General features: G+C 40.1%; 19 protein-coding genes. 9 read left to right on the top strand and 10 right to left on the bottom strand.

Annotated features, from left to right (window positions below; translation table 11 throughout):
• Positions 1–2: 2 nt before the first annotated feature.
• Positions 3–998 carry a secretion protein HlyD gene (gene hlyD, locus ACU696_RS17335; protein WP_004909179.1) on the bottom strand — a complete coding sequence of 332 codons (996 nt, stop codon included), beginning with the start codon at positions 996–998 and terminating at the stop codon, positions 3–5.
• A gap of 153 nt (positions 999–1,151) precedes the next feature.
• Positions 1,152–1,850, bottom strand: coding sequence for a transcriptional regulator CecR (gene cecR / locus ACU696_RS17330; protein ID WP_109910978.1), 699 nt, complete (start codon positions 1,848–1,850; stop codon positions 1,152–1,154).
• 285 nt (positions 1,851–2,135) lie between these two features.
• On the opposite strand from cecR, the gene rhlE reads away from it, so the two are divergent.
• The 3 genes from rhlE (at position 2,136) to ACU696_RS17315 (ending at position 4,991) form a co-directional block, all read left to right on the top strand.
• Complete coding sequence (gene rhlE, locus ACU696_RS17325; protein ID WP_109910979.1) at positions 2,136–3,473, top strand: ATP-dependent RNA helicase RhlE; 1,338 nt, start codon at positions 2,136–2,138, stop codon at positions 3,471–3,473.
• Positions 3,474–3,641: 168 nt separating this feature from the next.
• Positions 3,642–4,583, top strand: a complete 942-nt coding sequence (dusC, locus tag ACU696_RS17320) for a tRNA dihydrouridine(16) synthase DusC (protein WP_109910980.1) — start codon at positions 3,642–3,644, stop codon at positions 4,581–4,583.
• A gap of 159 nt (positions 4,584–4,742) precedes the next feature.
• Positions 4,743–4,991 (top strand): GlsB/YeaQ/YmgE family stress response membrane protein, encoded by a 249-nt coding sequence (locus tag ACU696_RS17315; RefSeq protein ID WP_004256598.1) that lies wholly within the window; start codon positions 4,743–4,745, stop codon positions 4,989–4,991.
• An 80-nt stretch (positions 4,992–5,071) separates the two neighbouring features.
• Here the strand turns inward: ACU696_RS17315 and sseA are convergent, their stop codons facing one another.
• Both sseA and ACU696_RS17305 read right to left on the bottom strand, forming a co-directional pair.
• On the bottom strand, positions 5,072–5,911 hold the full coding sequence (gene sseA / locus ACU696_RS17310) for a 3-mercaptopyruvate sulfurtransferase (protein WP_004909190.1): 840 nt from the start codon (positions 5,909–5,911) through the stop codon (positions 5,072–5,074).
• Positions 5,912–5,949: 38 nt separating this feature from the next.
• Positions 5,950–6,111, bottom strand: a complete 162-nt coding sequence (locus ACU696_RS17305; RefSeq protein WP_004256593.1) for a hypothetical protein — start codon at positions 6,109–6,111, stop codon at positions 5,950–5,952.
• Positions 6,112–6,368: 257 nt separating this feature from the next.
• Here ACU696_RS17305 and dinG point away from each other — a divergent pair, with 257 nt between their 5' ends.
• Positions 6,369–8,480, top strand: a complete 2,112-nt coding sequence (dinG, locus tag ACU696_RS17300; RefSeq protein WP_004909193.1) for an ATP-dependent DNA helicase DinG — start codon at positions 6,369–6,371, stop codon at positions 8,478–8,480.
• A 136-nt stretch (positions 8,481–8,616) separates the two neighbouring features.
• Here the strand turns inward: dinG and dps are convergent, their stop codons facing one another.
• Together dps and rhtA are read right to left on the bottom strand one after the other, a co-directional pair.
• Positions 8,617–9,120 (bottom strand): DNA starvation/stationary phase protection protein Dps, encoded by a 504-nt coding sequence (dps, locus tag ACU696_RS17295; RefSeq protein ID WP_004909197.1) that lies wholly within the window; start codon positions 9,118–9,120, stop codon positions 8,617–8,619.
• Positions 9,121–9,446: 326 nt separating this feature from the next.
• Positions 9,447–10,334, bottom strand: coding sequence for a threonine/homoserine exporter RhtA (gene rhtA, locus ACU696_RS17290; RefSeq protein ID WP_109910981.1), 888 nt, complete (start codon positions 10,332–10,334; stop codon positions 9,447–9,449).
• A 319-nt stretch (positions 10,335–10,653) separates the two neighbouring features.
• On the opposite strand from rhtA, the gene ACU696_RS17285 reads away from it, so the two are divergent.
• The 3 genes from ACU696_RS17285 to ACU696_RS17275 all read left to right on the top strand — a co-directional run bounded on the left by ACU696_RS17285 (position 10,654) and on the right by ACU696_RS17275 (position 13,552).
• Entirely contained in the window at positions 10,654–11,229 is a 576-nt protein-coding gene (locus tag ACU696_RS17285) for an LOG family protein (protein WP_109910982.1), read from the top strand.
• Between the two features lie 30 nt (positions 11,230–11,259).
• Positions 11,260–11,718: a GNAT family N-acetyltransferase gene (locus ACU696_RS17280; protein ID WP_004909204.1), complete on the top strand. Its 459-nt coding sequence runs from the start codon at positions 11,260–11,262 to the stop codon at positions 11,716–11,718.
• Between the two features lie 235 nt (positions 11,719–11,953).
• Positions 11,954–13,552: an ABC-F family ATPase gene (locus ACU696_RS17275; protein WP_115167701.1), complete on the top strand. Its 1,599-nt coding sequence runs from the start codon at positions 11,954–11,956 to the stop codon at positions 13,550–13,552.
• Positions 13,553–13,621: 69 nt separating this feature from the next.
• Here the strand turns inward: ACU696_RS17275 and ACU696_RS17270 are convergent, their stop codons facing one another.
• The 3 genes from ACU696_RS17270 to moeA all read right to left on the bottom strand — a co-directional run bounded on the left by ACU696_RS17270 (position 13,622) and on the right by moeA (position 16,166).
• On the bottom strand, positions 13,622–13,957 hold the full coding sequence (locus ACU696_RS17270; protein ID WP_004909208.1) for a zinc ribbon domain-containing protein YjdM: 336 nt from the start codon (positions 13,955–13,957) through the stop codon (positions 13,622–13,624).
• A 209-nt stretch (positions 13,958–14,166) separates the two neighbouring features.
• Complete coding sequence (gene moeB, locus ACU696_RS17265; protein WP_181937022.1) at positions 14,167–14,919, bottom strand: molybdopterin-synthase adenylyltransferase MoeB; 753 nt, start codon at positions 14,917–14,919, stop codon at positions 14,167–14,169.
• Between the two features lie 5 nt (positions 14,920–14,924).
• Entirely contained in the window at positions 14,925–16,166 is a 1,242-nt protein-coding gene (moeA, locus tag ACU696_RS17260; RefSeq protein WP_110731801.1) for a molybdopterin molybdotransferase MoeA, read from the bottom strand.
• A 447-nt stretch (positions 16,167–16,613) separates the two neighbouring features.
• Between moeA and folE the strand changes: the two genes are divergently transcribed.
• The gene (gene folE / locus ACU696_RS17255; protein WP_209101203.1) at positions 16,614–17,273 is read left to right on the top strand and encodes a GTP cyclohydrolase I FolE; all 660 of its coding nucleotides are present in this window, start codon (positions 16,614–16,616) and stop codon (positions 17,271–17,273) included.
• A 3-nt stretch (positions 17,274–17,276) separates the two neighbouring features.
• Entirely contained in the window at positions 17,277–18,422 is a 1,146-nt protein-coding gene (gene yeiB / locus ACU696_RS17250) for a DUF418 domain-containing protein YeiB (protein WP_109910984.1), read from the top strand.
• Between the two features lie 20 nt (positions 18,423–18,442).
• Here the strand turns inward: yeiB and sanA are convergent, their stop codons facing one another.
• Positions 18,443–19,147: an outer membrane permeability protein SanA gene (sanA, locus tag ACU696_RS17245; RefSeq protein ID WP_109910985.1), complete on the bottom strand. Its 705-nt coding sequence runs from the start codon at positions 19,145–19,147 to the stop codon at positions 18,443–18,445.
• Positions 19,148–19,423 lie beyond the last annotated feature (276 nt).

Genomic DNA, 19,423 nt, shown 5'->3' with positions numbered 1-19,423 from the left:
TCTTACTGTTTATTATCAGCAAATTGAATAGTCACTGGCATTCCTTGACGTAAAGCATCATCAGCATCATTGACGACGATACGTAGTCGATAGACTAAGTCGGTTCTTAAATCGGGTGTTTGTACGCTTTTAGGGGTAAATTCGGCAGTAGGGGAAACAAAACCGATGGTGCCATGGTAAGGCTGGTTTGGGCGGCTATCCGTATACAGTAAGACTTCTTTACCGGGGATGGCATCACCAAGGTGCGGTTCACTCACATAGGCTCGAACCCAAACTGGATTTGTTAAAGTGACGCTAAAAACGGTATTACCTGCACCGATGATCGTGCCTGGCTCTATTGCTCGGGTTAAAACAGTTCCAGGGGAAGGCGCAGTTAAAACGGTATCTTGTAAGTCAAGTTCAGCTTGAGCGACAGCTGCCTCGGCTTGTAGCCATTCGCCTCGCGCAGCCGCTATCTCCTCTTGGCGAAAGCCACTTTGGTATTGATTCAGCTTATCTTGTGCTGCTTGAAGGGCGGCAAATGCTTGGTTTCGATTGTTCTTCGCGTTGTCTAAGTCATTAGCTGAAATAACGCGAGACGCAGCAAGCCCTTGCTGACGTTTATAAAAGTTATCGGCATACTGCCAAGCGGCTTGTTTTTGCGCTACTTCAGCTTCAACCTGTGCAATCTCTTGAGTTCGGTAACCACTTTCTTTCAAAGCAAGTTGAGCTTTGGCGCTATCACGTACCCCTTTGGCTTTATTTAAGGCGTTAATGTAGGGGCGATCATCCAGTTGACCAAGTTGCTCGCCTGCAATAATTTTTGCGCCTTCATCAACGTTTAGGGATTTGAGCTTACCTGATACTCGGAAACCAAGATTCACTGTCCGAACATCTACATTGCCGTAGAGTGTTAATATTTTGTCTTGCTGTGATTGATAGTAGTAATAACCGCCAATTGCAGCACTGATTAATATGAGAATAATGAAAACAACAACAGAACGGTTTTTATTGCTCATAGCTAACCTTACTTAAAGAATCCATGATATGAAAACAAATTATGTTGTTAGAGGCCGCTGTTTTTAATGGGAAAATGTGGCTCAAGTTGCAATAAAATCATCAGCCTCTAGTTATTATCAATGTGAATGAATCACTTTAATATTTTTATCATATCACTTTTCATATTGTTTGCGATGGCGTAAGCCTGCTAATAATATATTTGTATGTTCAATAAGAACTTGATTAATAATTTTAAATTCATTTTCATTAATATGTTTCCAACCAGTTTGGCGTAATAACGTTTCTCGAGCAATACGAAATGAAAGGGTTTCGCCAAGGATTGCGTGTGTATGAATTAACGTTGTTAAATGATTGGGGTCAGCACCAATATAAATCGCTATCAAACGGTTTAGGCGCGAATGTATTGGGCCTAAAGCCTGTTCATGAATTATCGTATAGGCTTCGGTGGGGTTGAGTTGTTCACGTGCTAATATGCGAGAAAAGCTTAAATTTTTCTTTTCCAACTGAAAATGATTATAAGCAATGACTGTTTTTTGTAGTAAATCAAGCGCATCATCAGTTACCTGTACTGACAAAGGTTGATTTAGAAAGTTGTCAATTGCTTGAAAAACATCATGGAAATCATCCCTGATTGTTTTTGCAATAAGCTGAGCAACAGCTAAGTAAAGCCCTTCTTTTGATCCAAAATAATAAGAAATTGCGGCAATATTTTGCCCTGATGCCTGTGCGATTTTGCGTGTAGTAGCGCCATCAAGCCCTTGTTCTCCATATACATCAGCAGCAGTGAGAAGCAATTGCATTTTCGCATTTTCTCCTCGCAACGTTGACGATGAACTTGTATTCATAACCATTCCTTTAAAAATTCAGAATTAAATAACACCTAACTAGCTCTTAATGGCTTTTCATGTTAATAAAAAGTAAAAAACGACATCTCATAGTACCATATAAGTATATATACTATACGAATGAGATTTTATATTAATTTATTAAGCAAACTAAATTAATATATTTATCATCTGCAAATAATGTTAGAATTTTACACAGTGTCGCACGGCAGTTTGCGCTTTTTCTTCTGACTCACTTCCCCCATAACTGCCACATTCAATTTGAAGCGGTGAAGCCCGGAGTAATTTAATTTGACTACTTTTTCAGACCTCGCGTTAAACGAGGAAATTTTGCTTGCCATTAATGAATTAGGTTATGAAAGCCCTACGCCTATTCAACAACAGGCTATCCCAGCTGTGCTTGCAGGAAACGACCTTTTAGCTAGCGCTCAAACTGGTACGGGTAAAACAGCAGGTTTTACATTACCAATTTTACAAAAGCTTATTACAACTCCTCGTGCAGGAAAGGATCGCAAGCCTATTCGTGCGTTAATTTTGACGCCAACAAGGGAGCTTGCAGCGCAAGTTGCTGAAAATGTAAAAGAATATAGCCGTCATTTACGTATTCGTTCTTTTGTGGTCTTTGGTGGGGTGAGTATTAACCCACAAATGATGAAGTTGCGTGGTGGGGTTGATATCTTAATTGCGACTCCGGGGCGTTTATTAGATTTAGAACACCAGAATGCGGTAGACCTTTCTCAAGTCGAAGTTTTTGTACTGGATGAAGCTGACCGTATGTTAGATATGGGGTTCATTCATGATATTCGTAGGGTGATTAATAAGTTACCCAAAAAGCGCCAAAACTTATTATTCTCAGCAACGTTTTCAGATGAAATCAAACAACTGGCAAATAAATTACTCAATAACCCTGTGACTATTGAGGTTGCTCCGCGAAACTCAGCTTCTGAGCAAGTGACTCAATATGTGCATTTGGTTGATAAAAAACGAAAAGCGGAATTACTTTCGTTTATGATTGGCCGTGAAAACTGGCAACAAGTCCTTGTTTTTACACGTACAAAGCATGGTGCAAACCGTCTGGCTGAGCATTTAAATAAAGATGGTGTCAAAGCTGCTGCTATCCATGGCAACAAAAGCCAAGGGGCTCGTACTCGTGCACTAGCTGACTTTAAATCTGGAGATATTCGTGTGTTAGTGGCAACGGATATCGCAGCCCGTGGTCTCGATATTGAACAGCTTCCTTATGTGGTGAATTTTGAGCTTCCTAATGTTGCCGAAGACTATGTTCACCGTATCGGTCGAACAGGCCGCGCAGAAGCAACTGGGATGGCAGTTTCCTTAGTGTGTATCGATGAGGCTAAATTACTCAAGGATATCGAAAAATTATTGAAAAAATCGATTCCATTGATGGCGATTGAAGGTTATGAGCCCGACCCTTCCATAAAGGCTGAGCCAATTCAAAAAACACCACAACGCAATGAACGTCGTTCAGGCGGTTCAGGTGATAGGAATCAAAGTAAAGCACCACGTCGTAGCAATGCACCATCATCAAAGCCGAGTTCAGGGAAGGGGGCGGGTTCCCCATGGAAAAACGCACAGAAAAAAGTTAAACAAGGGCGAAGTGACAGCTAACCTTCCATAAGCTTGCGGCTCTTTTTAATGTTAATAGCATTAAAAAGAGCTACTTGCAAAGTCACGTTAAGCTAGTTTTTGGTATCTCCCACCTTAGAAGTTTTTCTGCTCATCTATTAAATAAACGGTATGATAAGCAGGTATTATTACGTTTTTTGTGAGCCATTTATGCGCGTTTTGTTAGCTCCTATGGAAGGAGTTTTAGACCCTCTAGTTCGTTGTTTATTAAGTGAAGTTAATGACTATGACCTGTGCATAACCGAGTTTGTTCGCGTGGTTGATACCCTTTTACCGGCAAAAACATTCTACCGTTTATGCCCTGAACTAAAGTATGGAAGCCGCACCCCTTCAGGGACATTAGTTCGTGTGCAGCTATTAGGGCAGCACCCTCAGTGGTTGGCAGAAAATGCAAACCGAGCGGCTGAATTAGGATCTTGGGGAGTCGACTTAAATTGTGGTTGCCCATCAAAAACAGTGAATGGTCATGGTGGTGGTGCGACTTTATTAAAGCAACCCGATTTAATCTATCGAGCCGCTAAAGCAATGCGAGAAGCAGTTCCAAAAGAGTTACCTGTTTCGGTTAAGGTTCGTTTGGGGTGGGATAGTTCTGAATTTGCTTATGAGATTGCAGATGCAGTTCAACAAGCAGGAGCAACAGAACTTACTGTTCACGGTAGAACCAAAGAAGACGGTTATAAAGCAGAGAACATTAATTGGTCTGCCATTGGCGAAATCCGTCGTAAATTGTCGATTCCAGTGATTGCTAATGGTGAGATTTGGGATTATACAAGCGCACAGCGCTGCCTTGAAATCACAGGATGTGATGCCGTAATGATTGGCCGTGGAGCACTCAATACGCCAAACCTTAGCCGGGTGGTCAAATTTAATGAGTCTAAAATGCCTTGGGAGCAAGTTGGCAAGTTGCTATTAAAGTATACGGAACTTGAAAAACAAGGAGATACAGGCCATTACCATGCAGCCCGAATTAAACAATGGCTAGGCTATTTACGCAAAGAATATCATCAGGCAGATGAACTATTTTCTCAAGTTAGATCATTAAAAAATGCCCAACAGATTGCACAAGTGATAACTGAAATAGTGAACAATTAATTATGAATAATGTTAATTAGCAAGAATTTATAGTTGCGAAATTAACTTATAGGGTCTTTACTTAATTGGTAGGAGAGTGATTTAATTTATTTAAAGCTCTACTATTATATGGGAACATTTTAACATTATAGTGAAATTACCGAGTCTGGGAGGCGTAAGATGGGTGTAATTGCTTGGATTATTTTTGGTTTAATTGCTGGTGTTTTAGCTAAGTGGCTGATGCCAGGTACTTATCACATGGGGTTCATTATGACCACCGTGCTGGGGATTGTTGGTGCTGTTGTGGGTGGTTACATCAGTACTTTCTTTGGTAAAGGAAAAGTTGATGGCTTCAACTTTGGGAGTTTTGTTGTCGCGGTCATCGGTGCGATTGTCGTACTGTTCTTAGCCGGGATATTTGCCAAATAGCCATTTCTTCTACTTGGTAAATGCTCATTCTATAAGCCACTTAAATATCGAGTGGCTTATATTTTTATGGAAGAAGAGGGTTACGACTCGATTGGCAGGCCGTTATCTTGCCCCCATTGGGCCCATGAACCATCATACAAACGCAGGTTTTGGTTACCTAATAAGGTTAATGCCATTAATACCACTGCAGCGGTCATTCCTGAACCACAGGTCGTCACAGAAGGCGCATGGATATCTACACCTTGCTTAGCAAAGATAGCTTTAAGTTGCTCTGGTGATTTGAATGTACCATTTTCCACAAGAAGATCCCATGGGACGTTTTTGCTCCCTGGAATATGCCCCATACGTAAACCCGGACGCGGTTCTGGCGCTTGGGCAAGAAAGCGTGGCTCTGCGCGAGCATCAATAATTTGAATTTTGCCTTGATTTACAATCTCAAGTACTTGTTCTTGATTCAGTGCGTTACTGTCTTTACGTGTGGCATGGAATTGCTTCGCAGCTGGCGGAGTGACTTCCCCTGACTGAACATCAAACCCAGCAGCTTTCCAAGCATCGATGCCACCGGCTAAAATTTTAACGTTTTTGCAGCCCATCGTGGTGAAAGTCCACCATGCTCTTGGGGATGAAAATAAGTTATTCTGAGAATAAATAATAACTTGGGTGTCATTGCCAATACCCATGGCACTAACTGCTTGGCTAAAAACTTCAGCACTTGGCAGCATATGAGGTAAATCACAGCTTTTGTCTGCAATTTCATCTTGATGAAAGAACTGAGCGTTAGGAATATGTTCTTCTAAATATTGTTGGCGGCAGTCATAAGGTGCGGTTGGTGGTGGAGAGGAAGCATCGAGCACAATGATGTTATTATCAAATAGATGTGAATTTAACCATTGTGGGGTTACGAAATAATCGTTGTACATAAGCTATCTCCATCCTGGGTTGCTAAATTATTTAAAAATTACTGAATTTGATTAGGTGCTGGCAGTGCTGAAGGGGATTGCGGTTGACCTTGTTCAAGTGGTGTTGTTGAACGGGTATAAATGTTCATACCAGCTAAAACAATACCGCCTACAGAACCAAAAGCACATAATGCGCAAAGTGCGATAACAACCTTTTTCATTTTCTATAGCCTGCCTAGTGATAAAAATCCAAATAGTGTAAGAACTCAAAGTATAACCGGATGAGTGTTGCAAACAAGTTAAAAGCTATTTTTTCTGTCGCATAATGGGCGTTTTGCAAAAAGCTTCCCAATTTTTATGTATAATGGGTATTAATACAGTAGTTTTGCGAAGCGGTTGGCAAAAGAGTTTTTTTCATATTTCATATTGTTGTCAGTTTCGTTATCTTTCATTTTAACTTTGGTCACCTGCATAATTTATGTCCCTGTCGAATAAAACTAAAGAACAAATAACTCAGTGGTATAAAGGGTTGTCCGTACAAATTGATGGGTTTGTTTCAAGAGCCCCGCAGCGGCAGATGATAGCGCAAGTCGCGAAAAATTTAGCGGATGATGACGGTCGCCATTTGGTCATAGAAGCGCCTACTGGAGTAGGGAAAACTCTATCTTATTTAATACCGGGGATAGCGGTTGGTAGGGAAGAAGGAAAAACCTTAGTGGTTAGTACGGCGAATGTGGCATTACAAGACCAAATTTATAGTAAGGATTTACCGTTATTAAGCAAAATTATTCCTGATCTAAAATATACAGGTGCATTTGGGCGTGCTCGTTATGTTTGCCCCCGTAATTTAGAAGCTATTTGTGCAGCAGAAGGTGAGCAAATAGATTTAATGTTATTGGTGGAAGACAAAACGGAAATTGCGAATAGTGAAGAACGGGCAATTTGTCAGCAGCTGCGGCATGATTTTCAAAGCTTTGCATGGGATGGGCTAAGGGATCATCACAAACGGGCATTTAGCGATAGCTTATGGCGTAAAGTCAGCACAGATAAAATGAACTGTTTAGGCCGTAATTGCCAATTTTATCAGCGGTGCCCATTTTTTATTGCTAGGCGAGAAATCGAAGATGCAGATGTAGTGGTTGCTAACCACGCGTTGGTAATGGCAGCTATGGAGAGTGAGTCGGTATTACCTGACCCGAAAAATTTATTATTAGTGCTTGATGAAGGTCACCATGTTCCAGACGTTGCAAGGGATGCCCTTGAAGTTGAAGGCGAAATTACGCTAGTTCAATTAACGGCACAGCTTGATAGCTTTATTCAGCATGTTGGGCAATATATGGGGCAATTTCGCCCAGCAAAACCACCAAAGTTAGCTAACCCTGAACGATTACAGCAACATGCAGAAAAATTGCGTGAAACATTTCGTGATTTTTCATTACTAGCAAATGCCTTATTGCCAGAAACGTCAAAAGAAACTGAGTATTTATTTCCGCTAGGTGTATTGCCTGAAGCAATGCAATTAAGCTGTCAGGTGCTATTTAAGCAGACAGATGCCCTACAGGGGTTAGCGGAAGCTATCTTAAATGATTTGACGGAACAAACTGCGAAGCAAGATATTGTTCGCTTACATCGGTCGATTATTGTAACTAGTAGGGCTATGGGATACTTTGAAAATATGTCGAAGCTCTGGCGGCTGGCGGCATTAGAGCAAAGTTCAGGTGCCCCTGTGTCAAAATGGTTAAGTCGGCGTTATGAGAAAAACCAATCTCGTTTCTTTATGCATTGTGCTGGGATCCGGGTGAGTGAGCAATTACAACATTTGTTATGGCGAAATATTCCTCATATTGTGATTACATCAGCAACGCTGAGGTCGTTGAACAGTTATTCACGTTTTATGGAACTTACTGGGCTGTCTGAAAAAAGTGATGATCGCTTTGTGACATTGTCCTCTCCTTTTAACCATGTTGAGCAGGGAAAAATTATTATTCCTAAAATGGAATATGAGCCAACGATAAACAATGAAGCGGAACACTTAGCGGAAATGGCGGTGTTTTTTCGTGAACAATTTATTAAAAATACTCACCGTGGCGTGTTGGTTTTATTTAGTAGTCAAAGAGCAATGGAAGGTTTTCTTGAGCACGTAAAAGATTTGCGTTTGCAGCTTTTAGTTCAAGGAGATCAACCACGTTATCGGTTAGTCGAAACACATTGTGAAAGAATTAATCAAGGGCAATCTAGTGCTTTAATTGGCTTACAATCGTTTGCTGAGGGGTTAGACCTAAAAGGGGAATATTTAACGCAGGTCCATATTCATAAAATTGCATTTCCACCAGTAACAAACCCTGTGATTATCACTGAAGGTGATTGGTTGAAGTCGTTGAAGCGATACCCGTTTGAAGTTCAAAGTTTACCGAGTGCTTCATTTAATTTGATACAGCAAGCAGGTAGGTTAATTCGTAGTCATGAATGTTATGGTGAAATTATTATTTATGATAAACGGTTATTAACTAAAAATTATGGCAAAAGATTATTAAATGCATTACCTGTATTTCCGATAGAACAGCCTGAAATATCTAAAAACAGTAAATAATTATCATTAAGTTAATGTATTTTTTTAAGGTATTTAAATTTCAATAATAGTTTGATTTATATAGCTAATTGTTAGTAAATAAAATGGCCACTTTGCAGTGGCCATTGGTCAATTTGAATTGACTCTATTTACGACATTACTCAATATTAGCTTCTAAAAACCAGAGGAATTTATCCATATCGCGGGAAGCCGCGGTAAACATATCTGCGGTATCTTCGTCTTCCACTTCATCAATTGCTTTTCGAATATCATTCGCGACGACCGCATAACGGTCTGCTAATGCTTTCAAATGATCTTGTACACTGTGAATATTAATTGGGTAAGCCTCTAACGAAGTGAAGCGGCTAACTTCTTGGGTTGTACCAATAGCAACGCCTCCCAATTGAACTGCGCGTTCAGCGAATTCATCTAAGTGTTCAACTAGCGTGGTTCTAAAACCATCTAACATTTCATGTACGGCGATAAAATTGCGACCACGCATATTCCAGTGGGCTTGTTTAGTCATTAGAGAGAGATCGGTAAAATGGACTACCATAACATTAAGTATTCCAATGGTTTCCAATTTTACGCTGTCTTCCATATCATTGCGTGTATATAAAAGTTCATTTGAAGATGCTTTAAATAATTTAGCTGTACTCATGATTCATCCTCTCTTAAATATGAATTTGTTTAGTAACCTCATCTGTCAATAAATATAAAATAATAAACCGACATTTGTCATAATGTAATAAACGATTAGTTTAATAGGCCTATTCGATAGGTTTTATTAACTGTTAATTTATTGTGGATCTTGAATGCTGATAGTTTTTAGCAATAAGTGCTATAGCACCAATTAAATAATAAAATAAAAATAAAAAATGATTATTTCAAATTGATGAATAAATCTTTACATGAAAAAAGGTTAATAAATATCAGCATATCGAATTTATTAACCTTAACGACTTCGTTTGCCATTAGATTTTGTAGCTAGGACACTTTTTCTATTTTTGACTTTGGTACCGCTGTTGAGGTTGAACCAATAGAAGCACAGACAATACATAACAATGCCAACCATTGAGTCATCGTTAAGTGTTCATGTAGAAAAACGATCCCCAAAAATGCGCCCATACAAGGTTCAAGGCTCATTAATGTACCAAAAGTTCGAGCAGGCAAGCGAGTTAGCGCGATCATTTCTAATGTATAAGGGAATGCGGTTGATAAAATCGCGACGGCTAGCGCAAGAGGTAAGATTGATGGGTCAAACATCACCTCGACTCCAGTTTGCATTAAGCCAATAGGGAAGAAGATCAAGGCAGAAATAAATGAACCGATTGCGACGGTTGCTGCACCGTAGCCAGCCCCTGCGCGTTGTCCGAAAATAATATAAATACCCCAACAAACCCCTGCACCAAGTGCATAAATGGCGCCAAGTGGGTCAATGGAATCGATATCATCGCCAATAGGAAGTAAAAATAACAACCCAACAATAACCAGCGCTATCCACAGAAAATCAATAGGGCGACGAGAAGAAAACATCGCAACGGCTAATGGCCCTGTAAACTCTAATGCAACGGCTATCCCTAATGGAATACGCTCAAGAGAAAGGTAAAATAAATAATTCATGGTTCCTAAGGACAAGCCATAAGTTAACAATGGAACCAGTGAATTTCTTCTGAATTTTAAACGCCAAGGCTTAAAAATAACAAATAATATAATCGTAGCAAGCAATAAACGTAAACCAGTAACACCGGGAGCGCCGATAACGGGAAATAAAGTTTTAGCTAAAGAAGCCCCGCTTTGAATAGAGGTCATTGCAAGCAGTAATAACCCTATAGGTAATAGCGGAAATGCGCTCTTTTTAGTGTCGGCAGACATAAATAAGTAAACCTCGGAAAACGTAACTTAATTGATAATAAATATTTAGAAAATAAGTATTTAGTGATGAAAAATAATTTCTTAAAGATTATCTCATAAAACGGCACGGCTTTATATTTCTTTGTGGTTTAGCTATCGCTCATAAGGGGGGAAATGTGCTCTATTGGCTGTCAATATGTTGGTTTAGGTGAATTGTAGTGCTATAAACATGAATTAGTCTCATTTTATTATGACAGAGGGCGAAGCTTGAGCTTCTGCATTAGGCTCGTATAATTCAATTCTCTAAAAAGTCACAATAAAAATGGAAAATGAGGAACAGATGGGAAAGATTAAAAGTATTGCAGTGTATTGTGGTTCCAGTATGGGAAATAATGAGGTCTATCAGCAAAAAGCCATTGAATTTGCTAAAGAAATGGTTAAGCGTGATATTACATTAGTTTATGGCGGTGCTAGTGTGGGAATTATGGGGACAATTGCTGATACCGTTTTGTCATTAGGGGGAAAAGCGATTGGAGTTATCCCATCATTGCTAGAAGAACGCGAAATTTCTCATAAAAATTTAACCGAGCTATATAAAGTTGAAACGATGCATCAGCGTAAAAGTAAAATGATCGAACTTGCTGATGCCTTTGTCGCTTTACCTGGCGGTTATGGCACACTTGAAGAGTACGCAGAAGTATTTACTTGGAGCCAAATTGGTTTACATGCTAAGCCGTGTGCCTTGTTTAATATTAATAATTATTGGCAGCCATTGATTGATATGACAAATAAAATGGCAGATGAAGGTTTCCTGCATGAAAAATATCGTCATATGGCGATTGTGAATGATTCACCTGCTGAATTATTAGAAAGTTTTGAATCTTATATTGCCCCATCAATTAAAACCTACGACTAGCATCAATACTGAAATAACAGAGAGGAATGCATGATAAGGGAAGCTATCAAAAATGATGTGGACTCTATTCTTTCACTTTACCAAATTTTGTTTTCGGAGATGGCATTACTTGACCCTGAGCGCTTACAACCCGCTGAACAGGCTAAGGAATTTATTGAAAATGCAATTATTGACGATAAATTTTATGTGTTAGTTGCTGAATTCAACGGTGAGATTAAAGGGTTTTGTATTGCACAACAGCAAATCGCTGACCCTTATAGCTGCATTGTTCCTCGAAATTTTGGTTATATTTTTGACCTAGTGGTTGATCCTAATTTCCGTGGTGAAAAAGCAGGGCAAAAATTACTAACTGCGATGAAAGCGTGGGCGAAAAGTCGACAACTGAGCCACTTGGAGCTGTCAGTATTAGCGCAAAATCATAAAGCGATTAAGTTTTATGAACGAGAAGGGCTTACTGAAATCAGTCGTACTATGGGGATCACACTATAGTTTGGCAATATAATCGGTCTTTCCTTTCGTGTTAATCAATTTGCTGAAAACAGCACAAGATCTAAGCGGCGTAATATGGCATAATGCGCCGCTATTTATACCTGCCGTACTCTAATGACCATGCATGGAATGCATTTTACTGCTCAAATGATTATTTTGGGTTATTTTGCACGCCGTAGTCATGGGCCTCTAATCATCGCAGGCTATTTTACACCGTTTAATTTAAGGCATAGCAGTGTTAACAACGAACAATATCACTATGCAGTTTGGCAGTAAGCCACTGTTTGAAAACATTTCAGTTAAATTTGGCACAGGCAACCGTTATGGTTTGATCGGCGCAAATGGCGCGGGTAAATCCACATTTATGAAGATCTTAGGGGGAGATTTAACCCCTACAGCTGGAAATGTGAGCACGACTGATCCAAATGAGCGTATTGGTAAACTTCGCCAAGATCAGTTCGCATTTGAAGAATTTACCGTACTTGATACCGTGATTATGGGTCATAGCGAGCTGTGGGACGTCAAACAAGAGCGCGATAGAATCTACGCCTTACCTGAAATGAGCGAAGAAGACGGCTACCGCGTGGCTGATCTAGAGGTCGCTTATGGTGAAATGGACGGTTATAGCGCGGAAGCTCGTGCCGGTGAATTATTGTTGGGTGTAGGTATTCCTGTTGAACAACACTATGGGCCAATGAGTGAAGTTGCACCAGGCTGGAAACTGCGTGTGCTGTTGGCACAAGCCCTATTTTCTGACCCAGACATCTTATTACTCGATGAGCCGACGAATAACTTGGATATCGATACTATTCGTTGGTTAGAGCAAGTGCTGAACGATCGTAACTGCACGATGATCATTATTTCCCATGATAGGCACTTTTTGAATACCGTATGTACGCACATGGCTGACCTAGATTACGGTGAATTGCGTTTATTCACAGGTAACTATGATGAATATATGATTGCGGCAACCCAAGCGCGTGAGCGCCTATTATCGGATAACGCGAAGAAAAAAGCGCAAATTGCTGAGTTACAGTCTTTCGTTAGCCGCTTTAGCGCGAATGCCTCTAAGTCGAAACAAGCGACTTCTCGTGCACGTCAAATTGATAAAATTCAATTGGATGAGGTGAAAGCGTCTAGCCGTCAAAACCCATTCATTCGTTTTGAACAAGAGAAAAAATTGTTCCGAAATGCACTTGAATTAGAAGCAGTGACCAATGGTTATGATCAAGGGCCATTATTCAAAAACATCAATTTATTACTGGAAGTTGGCGAAAAAATGGCGGTTATTGGTGCTAATGGTATCGGTAAAACGACATTCTTAAAAACGTTGGTGGGCGAGCAGCCTGCAACTAGCGGAATGGTTAAATGGTCAGAAAACAGTAACATTGGTTACTATGCCCAAGACCACGCAGAAGATTTTGAAACAGATTTAACCGTGTTTGACTGGATGAGTCAGTGGAAAAATGAAGGGGATGACGAGCAAGCGGTGCGCAGTATTTTAGGCCGTTTACTGTTTTCTCAAGATGACATTAAAAAGAAAGTTAAAGTGTTATCCGGTGGTGAACAAGGGCGTATGTTATTTGGCAAGTTAATGATGCAACAGCCAAATATTTTGATTATGGATGAACCAACCAACCACTTGGATATGGAATCCATCGAGTCATTAAACTTAGCCCTCGAATTATACAAAGGAACGTTAATTTTCGTTTCCCATGACCGTGAGTTTGTTAGCTCGTTAGCGAGCCGTATTTTAGAAATCAAAGAAGATAAAGTAATTGATTTCAAAGGTAGTTATGATGAATACCTGACAAGCCAAGGTGTAGTGCTTTAAATATCGTTTTGGATTAGAAACAAAAAGCCCTCAGTTTTGATTGAGGGCTTTTTAATGGGCGAAGTAAACTTAGTTTTTCTTCACAAACTCAGATTTCAATTTCATTTGACCGAAACCATCAATCTTACAGTCGATATTGTGGTCGCCCTCGACCAAACGGATACCTTTAACGCGGGTACCGATTTTTAGCATTGAAGAGCTGCCTTTGACTTTGAGATCTTTAATCACGGTGATGGTATCGCCATCAGCTAGCAGGTTGCCATTGGCATCTTTTACAATTAATTCATCAATATCAGCTACAGGCTCGGCATCATTCCATTCATGCGCGCACTCAGGGCAGATATACATATCGTTATCAGTATAGGTGTATTCAGACTGGCATTTCGGGCAAGGAGGGAATTGCATATTCATACTCTCAGTAACTTTATCAAAAGAATAAACAGTGGTGATATTTAAACCATCAAGCACCACAAAAGAGGGATAGTATAAGGTGAAAGGACAATTAAATTATTTTTTCGGATTATTCTTAATTTTAGTGTGATTGAAATAGGAAAAAGGCGAGAAAAGCCTCGCCTGAATGATGAAAAAAGTCAACTTGCTCGAAAATTTAGCCGTTAGCCTTTAGCACAGACTTCACAATGCGGGTCTTTGCTAAGTCTAAATTGGCGGAAATCCATTGTCATTGCATCAAATAGCAATACTTTTCCTGAATTAACCTTCCCATAATTAGCTAATAATTTAATTGCTTCCATCGCCTCTAGCGTACCAATGGTCCCGACTAAAGGGGACATGACCCCAGCTTCAACGCAAGTTAAGTTATTGTCACCAAATAAACGGCTTAAACAGTGATAGCAAGGAGTACTTTCTTCATAAGTGAAAACAGATAATTGTCCTTCCATGCGGATAGCTGCACCTGAAACCAATGGTTTTTTATGCGGTAAACACAACCGGTTGAGCTGTTCACGAATGGCGACGTTATCAGTGCAATCTAAGATCACATCATGATGTGTGATTAATTCATCAAGTTGTGCATCATCTAGCTGTGCATTGACGGTATCAATTTGGATATGTGGGTTAATGGCTGCAAGCTGTGTTTTTGCAGAATCAACTTTTGGCATATCAATGGTCGCATCACGATGCAACACTTGCCGTTGTAAGTTAGATAATGACACGGTGTCGAAATCCACCAATGTCAGGTGACCAACACCTGCTGCGGCAAGGTATTGAGTTGCAGCGCAGCCTAAACCACCAAGGCCAATAACCAGCACTTTGCCAGCTTTAAGTTTTTCCTGCCCATCGAAATCAAACCCACGGAGGATAATTTGGCGGTTGTACCGCAACATTTCCGGATCGCTAAGCTCTTGCACTGTTATTATTCACTTTTTAATAAATAGTTAAACATTTCGACTTCAACCATTTCACCCGCTTCAACACGGCCACGTTCTCTTTCAAGGACAATAAAGCAGTTAGCTAAACTAAATGAACTAAACACGTGTGAGCCTTGGTGACCCGTCGTGGCGACTTGCAATTGTCCTTGTTCATTAGCGCTTAGAATTCCTCGTTGAAAATCTAAACGACCAGGGCTTTTCTTCAACGCGGTGGTAACCGGAACTTTGAAGCGTAGCGGGGCACGCCATTGGCTGTGTCCTGAAAGGCGTGCAATCAGTGGTTGAACCAATTGGTAGAAGGTGAGTGCGGCAGAAACAGGGTTCCCCGGTAGCCCACAAAACCAAGCGTCACTTAACTTACCAAATGCAAAGGGTTTTCCTGGTTTAATGGCTAACTTCCAAAAACCAATCGTGCCTAATTCATCCAAAATTTGTTTGGTATAGTCAGCTTCACCCACGGAAACGCCGCCACTACTGATGACCAAATCAGCGTGTTGGTTAGCTTCGATAAAGGTTTGTTTGAGTTTTTCTGGCGAGTCCGGTATCACACCTAGATCAAGTACTTCGCAGTTAAGTTTTTCAAGCATCAGGCGAACGGTGAAACGGTTAGTATCATAAATTTGCCCATCTGCTAAAGGAAGGCCAACGGCTTGTAGCTCATCGCCCGTTGAAAAAACGGCAACTTTAAGGCGACGATATACGGTGACATCTGCAATCCCCAGTGAAGCAATTAACGGCAGTTGGGCTGTTGTGAGTAACGTTCCTGCTGGGAACACTGCACTGCCTTGGGCAATATCTTCCCCTGCTTTACGAACGTTACTACCTTGTTTAATAGGTTGGGTAAATACAATGCCTTCGTCCGTTTGCTCTGTAGACTCTTGCATCACAACCGTATCCACACCTTGTGGGATTGGGGCGCCCGTCATAATACGCACGCAGCAACCTGCTTTTAATTCGCCTTCCATTGGGTTGCCGGCAAATGATTTACCTGCCACTGGCATTGGTGTTTTCCCATCCCAATCGGCAAAACGTAAGCCATAGCCATCCATAGCAGAATTATCAAATGGTGGGACATTGATAGGGGAAATCAGGTCTGTCGCAATGATGCGCTGTGCAGAGGAGGTCAGTGGAATGATTTCGGTATCTGTGACGGTTTTTGTTTGAGATAGTAATTTTTCCAATGCAACATCTAGAGAAATCAAATCGTTAGTATGACACTGATCCATAAATAATGACCCTCATTATTGTTATCTGCCTTGAGGCTTAAAATGTGTTCGTAATGCATATTATGGCAGAAATCCATTAGTGGGTGAATGAATAGAAATTGATTACAGATAGCTTTTAGTGAGATTTAGTCAATCAGCTGGTATTAGCACAGAGAAAATTATGCACAAAATAACAAAACTGTTGCTGCTATAATCATGTTAAATATTCTAGGCACTTTATATTTATCTTTTAAAATTAATGTATCAATAAAAAATGTGCTATTAATCACCGTATATAAGGTGTAAAACCTTTTAAAGAATAGATTGACAGGGTGAATGAATTGCATGAATAAATGCAAATATTTCACGGTAATTATCCATGTTGTACTGGATTATCTGTACCTGCTGTTTTAGAGTACCGCACACCTGCATTTTATAAAAATAGTTATACCATTTGTGGAGGATCACATGTCATCTCTGAGTAAAGAGGCCGAATTAGTTCATGCCGCACTGGAGGCAAGAGGCTTAGAAACGCCTTTGCGTATCCAGCCAAAATCAGGCTACGAACGCAAGAAACTGATTGAAGGGCACATGACAGAGATCATGACGCTGCTGAATTTGGATTTAACCGATGACAGTTTAGCTGATACCCCTCGTCGCATCGCAAAAATGTATGTTGATGAAATTTTTTCAGGGCTAGATTACGCGAACTTTCCAAAAATCACTCTGATTGAAAATAAAATGAAAGTGGATGAAATGGTCACCGTGCGTGATATTACGCTTACAAGCACCTGTGAACACCACTTTGTTACGATCGATGGAAAAGCAACGGTTGCCTATATTCCAAAAGATAAAGTTATTGGTTTATCGAAAATTAACCGGATTGTGCAATTTTTTTCACAACGCCCACAAGTGCAAGAGCGTTTAACACAGCAAATTTTGGTTGCTTTGCAAACATTACTGGGAACTACGAATGTGGCTGTTTGCATAGATGCAGTGCATTATTGCGTGAAAGCACGTGGTATTCGTGACGCGACAAGTGCAACAACAACAACGTCATTAGGCGGGTTGTTTAAATCAAGCCAAAACACACGGCAAGAATTTTTACGTGCAGTTCGTCATTTATAATTTATGACAACAACGACACCGTCAAGTCGTATTGACGCGCTTGACGCCGTCCGTGGTATAGCGATTTTAGGTATTCTTTTAATGAATATCTTTGCTTTTGCTTTACCACAAGCGGCGTATTTAAACCCTTATTACACCAATACAACACCCGAGTCAGAGGCTTACCTCTGGGGTGTTTTCAATGTCCTTTTTCAAGGTAAAGTTCTCGCTATTTTTTCCATCCTCTTTGGGGCAACTCTCGTGTTGTTGCAGCCTCGTTCTCTTCGTTGGAACCAGTGCCGTTTATTTGTTTTAGCTCTGTTCGGGGTGATTCATGGGGTTGGCTTTTGGGACGGTGATATTCTTTTGGCCTATGCATTAACGGGCTTGTTGGTAACCTATTTGCTTAATCAATATGATGATGGTTTTTTATTGAAAATAGCACTATCACTATATTTGATTGGGTTACTTATCTTGCTCGTGTTGGGAAGTGGTGTAGATCCCTCAGGTTTTTGGCAAACCTCGGATAAGCAATTAGCATTTGAATATACTATACATACCTCTGGGGGAATGGATGGTGTGTATTATCGAGCATCAGAGATGCTCAAGATGGTTGAAATGCTGGTTATCCAATATGGCTGGCAATTATCTGCGTTGATGATTATTGGCGCGTTGTTAATGAAAAATGGTTGGTTACGAGGGCAATTCACCGCTCAACATTATCGCAAAATAGCCTGCATATTTATCTTGCCATCGTTATTGATTCAAATAGTTTCGCTATACATACAAAGCCAATTCAATTGGAGCTATTTTTCAACATCAATCATTGGTTATATTATTAATGAGCTAGTTATTCCATTTCAATCTTTAGGATATATAGCTCTGGTGTATGGCTTTTGGGGGATAGTGGTAAACAACAAAATAATCCATGGGCTGCAATATGTGGGTCGTATGGCGTTGAGTAATTATATTTTGCAAACGCTAATTTGTACCACACTGTTTTACCACTTAGGCTATTTTGGGCAATTTACACGGGTTGAATTACTTGTTTTGGTTCCCGTTATTTGGGGAGCAAATTTATTGTTTTCTTATTATTGGTTAATGTTTTTTAGCCAGGGGCCTCTTGAATGGTGTTGGCGCAAATTGACGGGAAAGTTAATAAGTAGATGAAGGTTCATCTACTTATAGGTCTAATTCAATTTATTGACTTCATCCGGTGAAACAGCCGGATAGCCTTTAATTCCTGCAGGCATTTTAATGGGAGCAGGGATGGATTCTTGCTCACCTAAAAATTTAGGTTCGCGTTTTAAAATATATAAATCCGCCAGAGCACCTAGCCGTGCAAATACTTCACGTACTCTTACTTTATACATTCCAGATGGTGTCGGAACCGCTAAACACTGCGCATCAATACCTTTATGTTTGGCGATAAAAACCGCTCGTTCACAATGAAAACGCTGGGTAATAATGGTAAAGTTATCGGTATCAAACACTTTTTTAGTACGTACCACCGAGTCTAATGTCCTAAAACCTGCAAAATCGAGCACAATTTTAGAGGCTGGAACCCCTTCTTTTATTAAATCTTTACGCATGTTGATTGGCTCATTGTAATTATGTGCGCCATTATCACCACTAAGAAGTAAATACTTAACTTTTCCACTGTGGTATGCCTCAGCTGCGCCTTTAATACGATAGGTATAGTAGAGGTTATTAACGCCAGAGGAATAATATTTGGATGTGCCAAGTACCATCCCGACATCGCGCGCAGGCAATTTTTCTACATCTTCATAGATATAGGGGGCGGTATCCCAGCTTATCCAGCGATCAAGCAACAATATGGTCGTAAATGCGATCCCTGCAAGAATAATAAGACCAAAAAACAGACGTTTCCTCATGTCCTAGCCTTGATAATAAAGAGTCATAATTTAGAAATTGTTAGCCTCAATAGGCCAGTATCTCTAGGCTACTTGACTTAAATTAGTGACGCAAGTCGCGTAACGTAAAATCATGTCAATGTCTACATTACAATCGGGGTTAACTAATATTAAGCCTATTAATTGAATCAAAATTAATCAGACATTGGATGAAAAAGATAAATCACATTCTCATCAAAGAGTGAGCAGCTTCACATCATGATAGTTTTTATAGAATGAAGCTATATATTATGAAAT

This window comes from Providencia sp. PROV_01, assembly GCF_053098325.1.
This window is presented reverse-complemented; position numbering and strand designations above follow the sequence as displayed.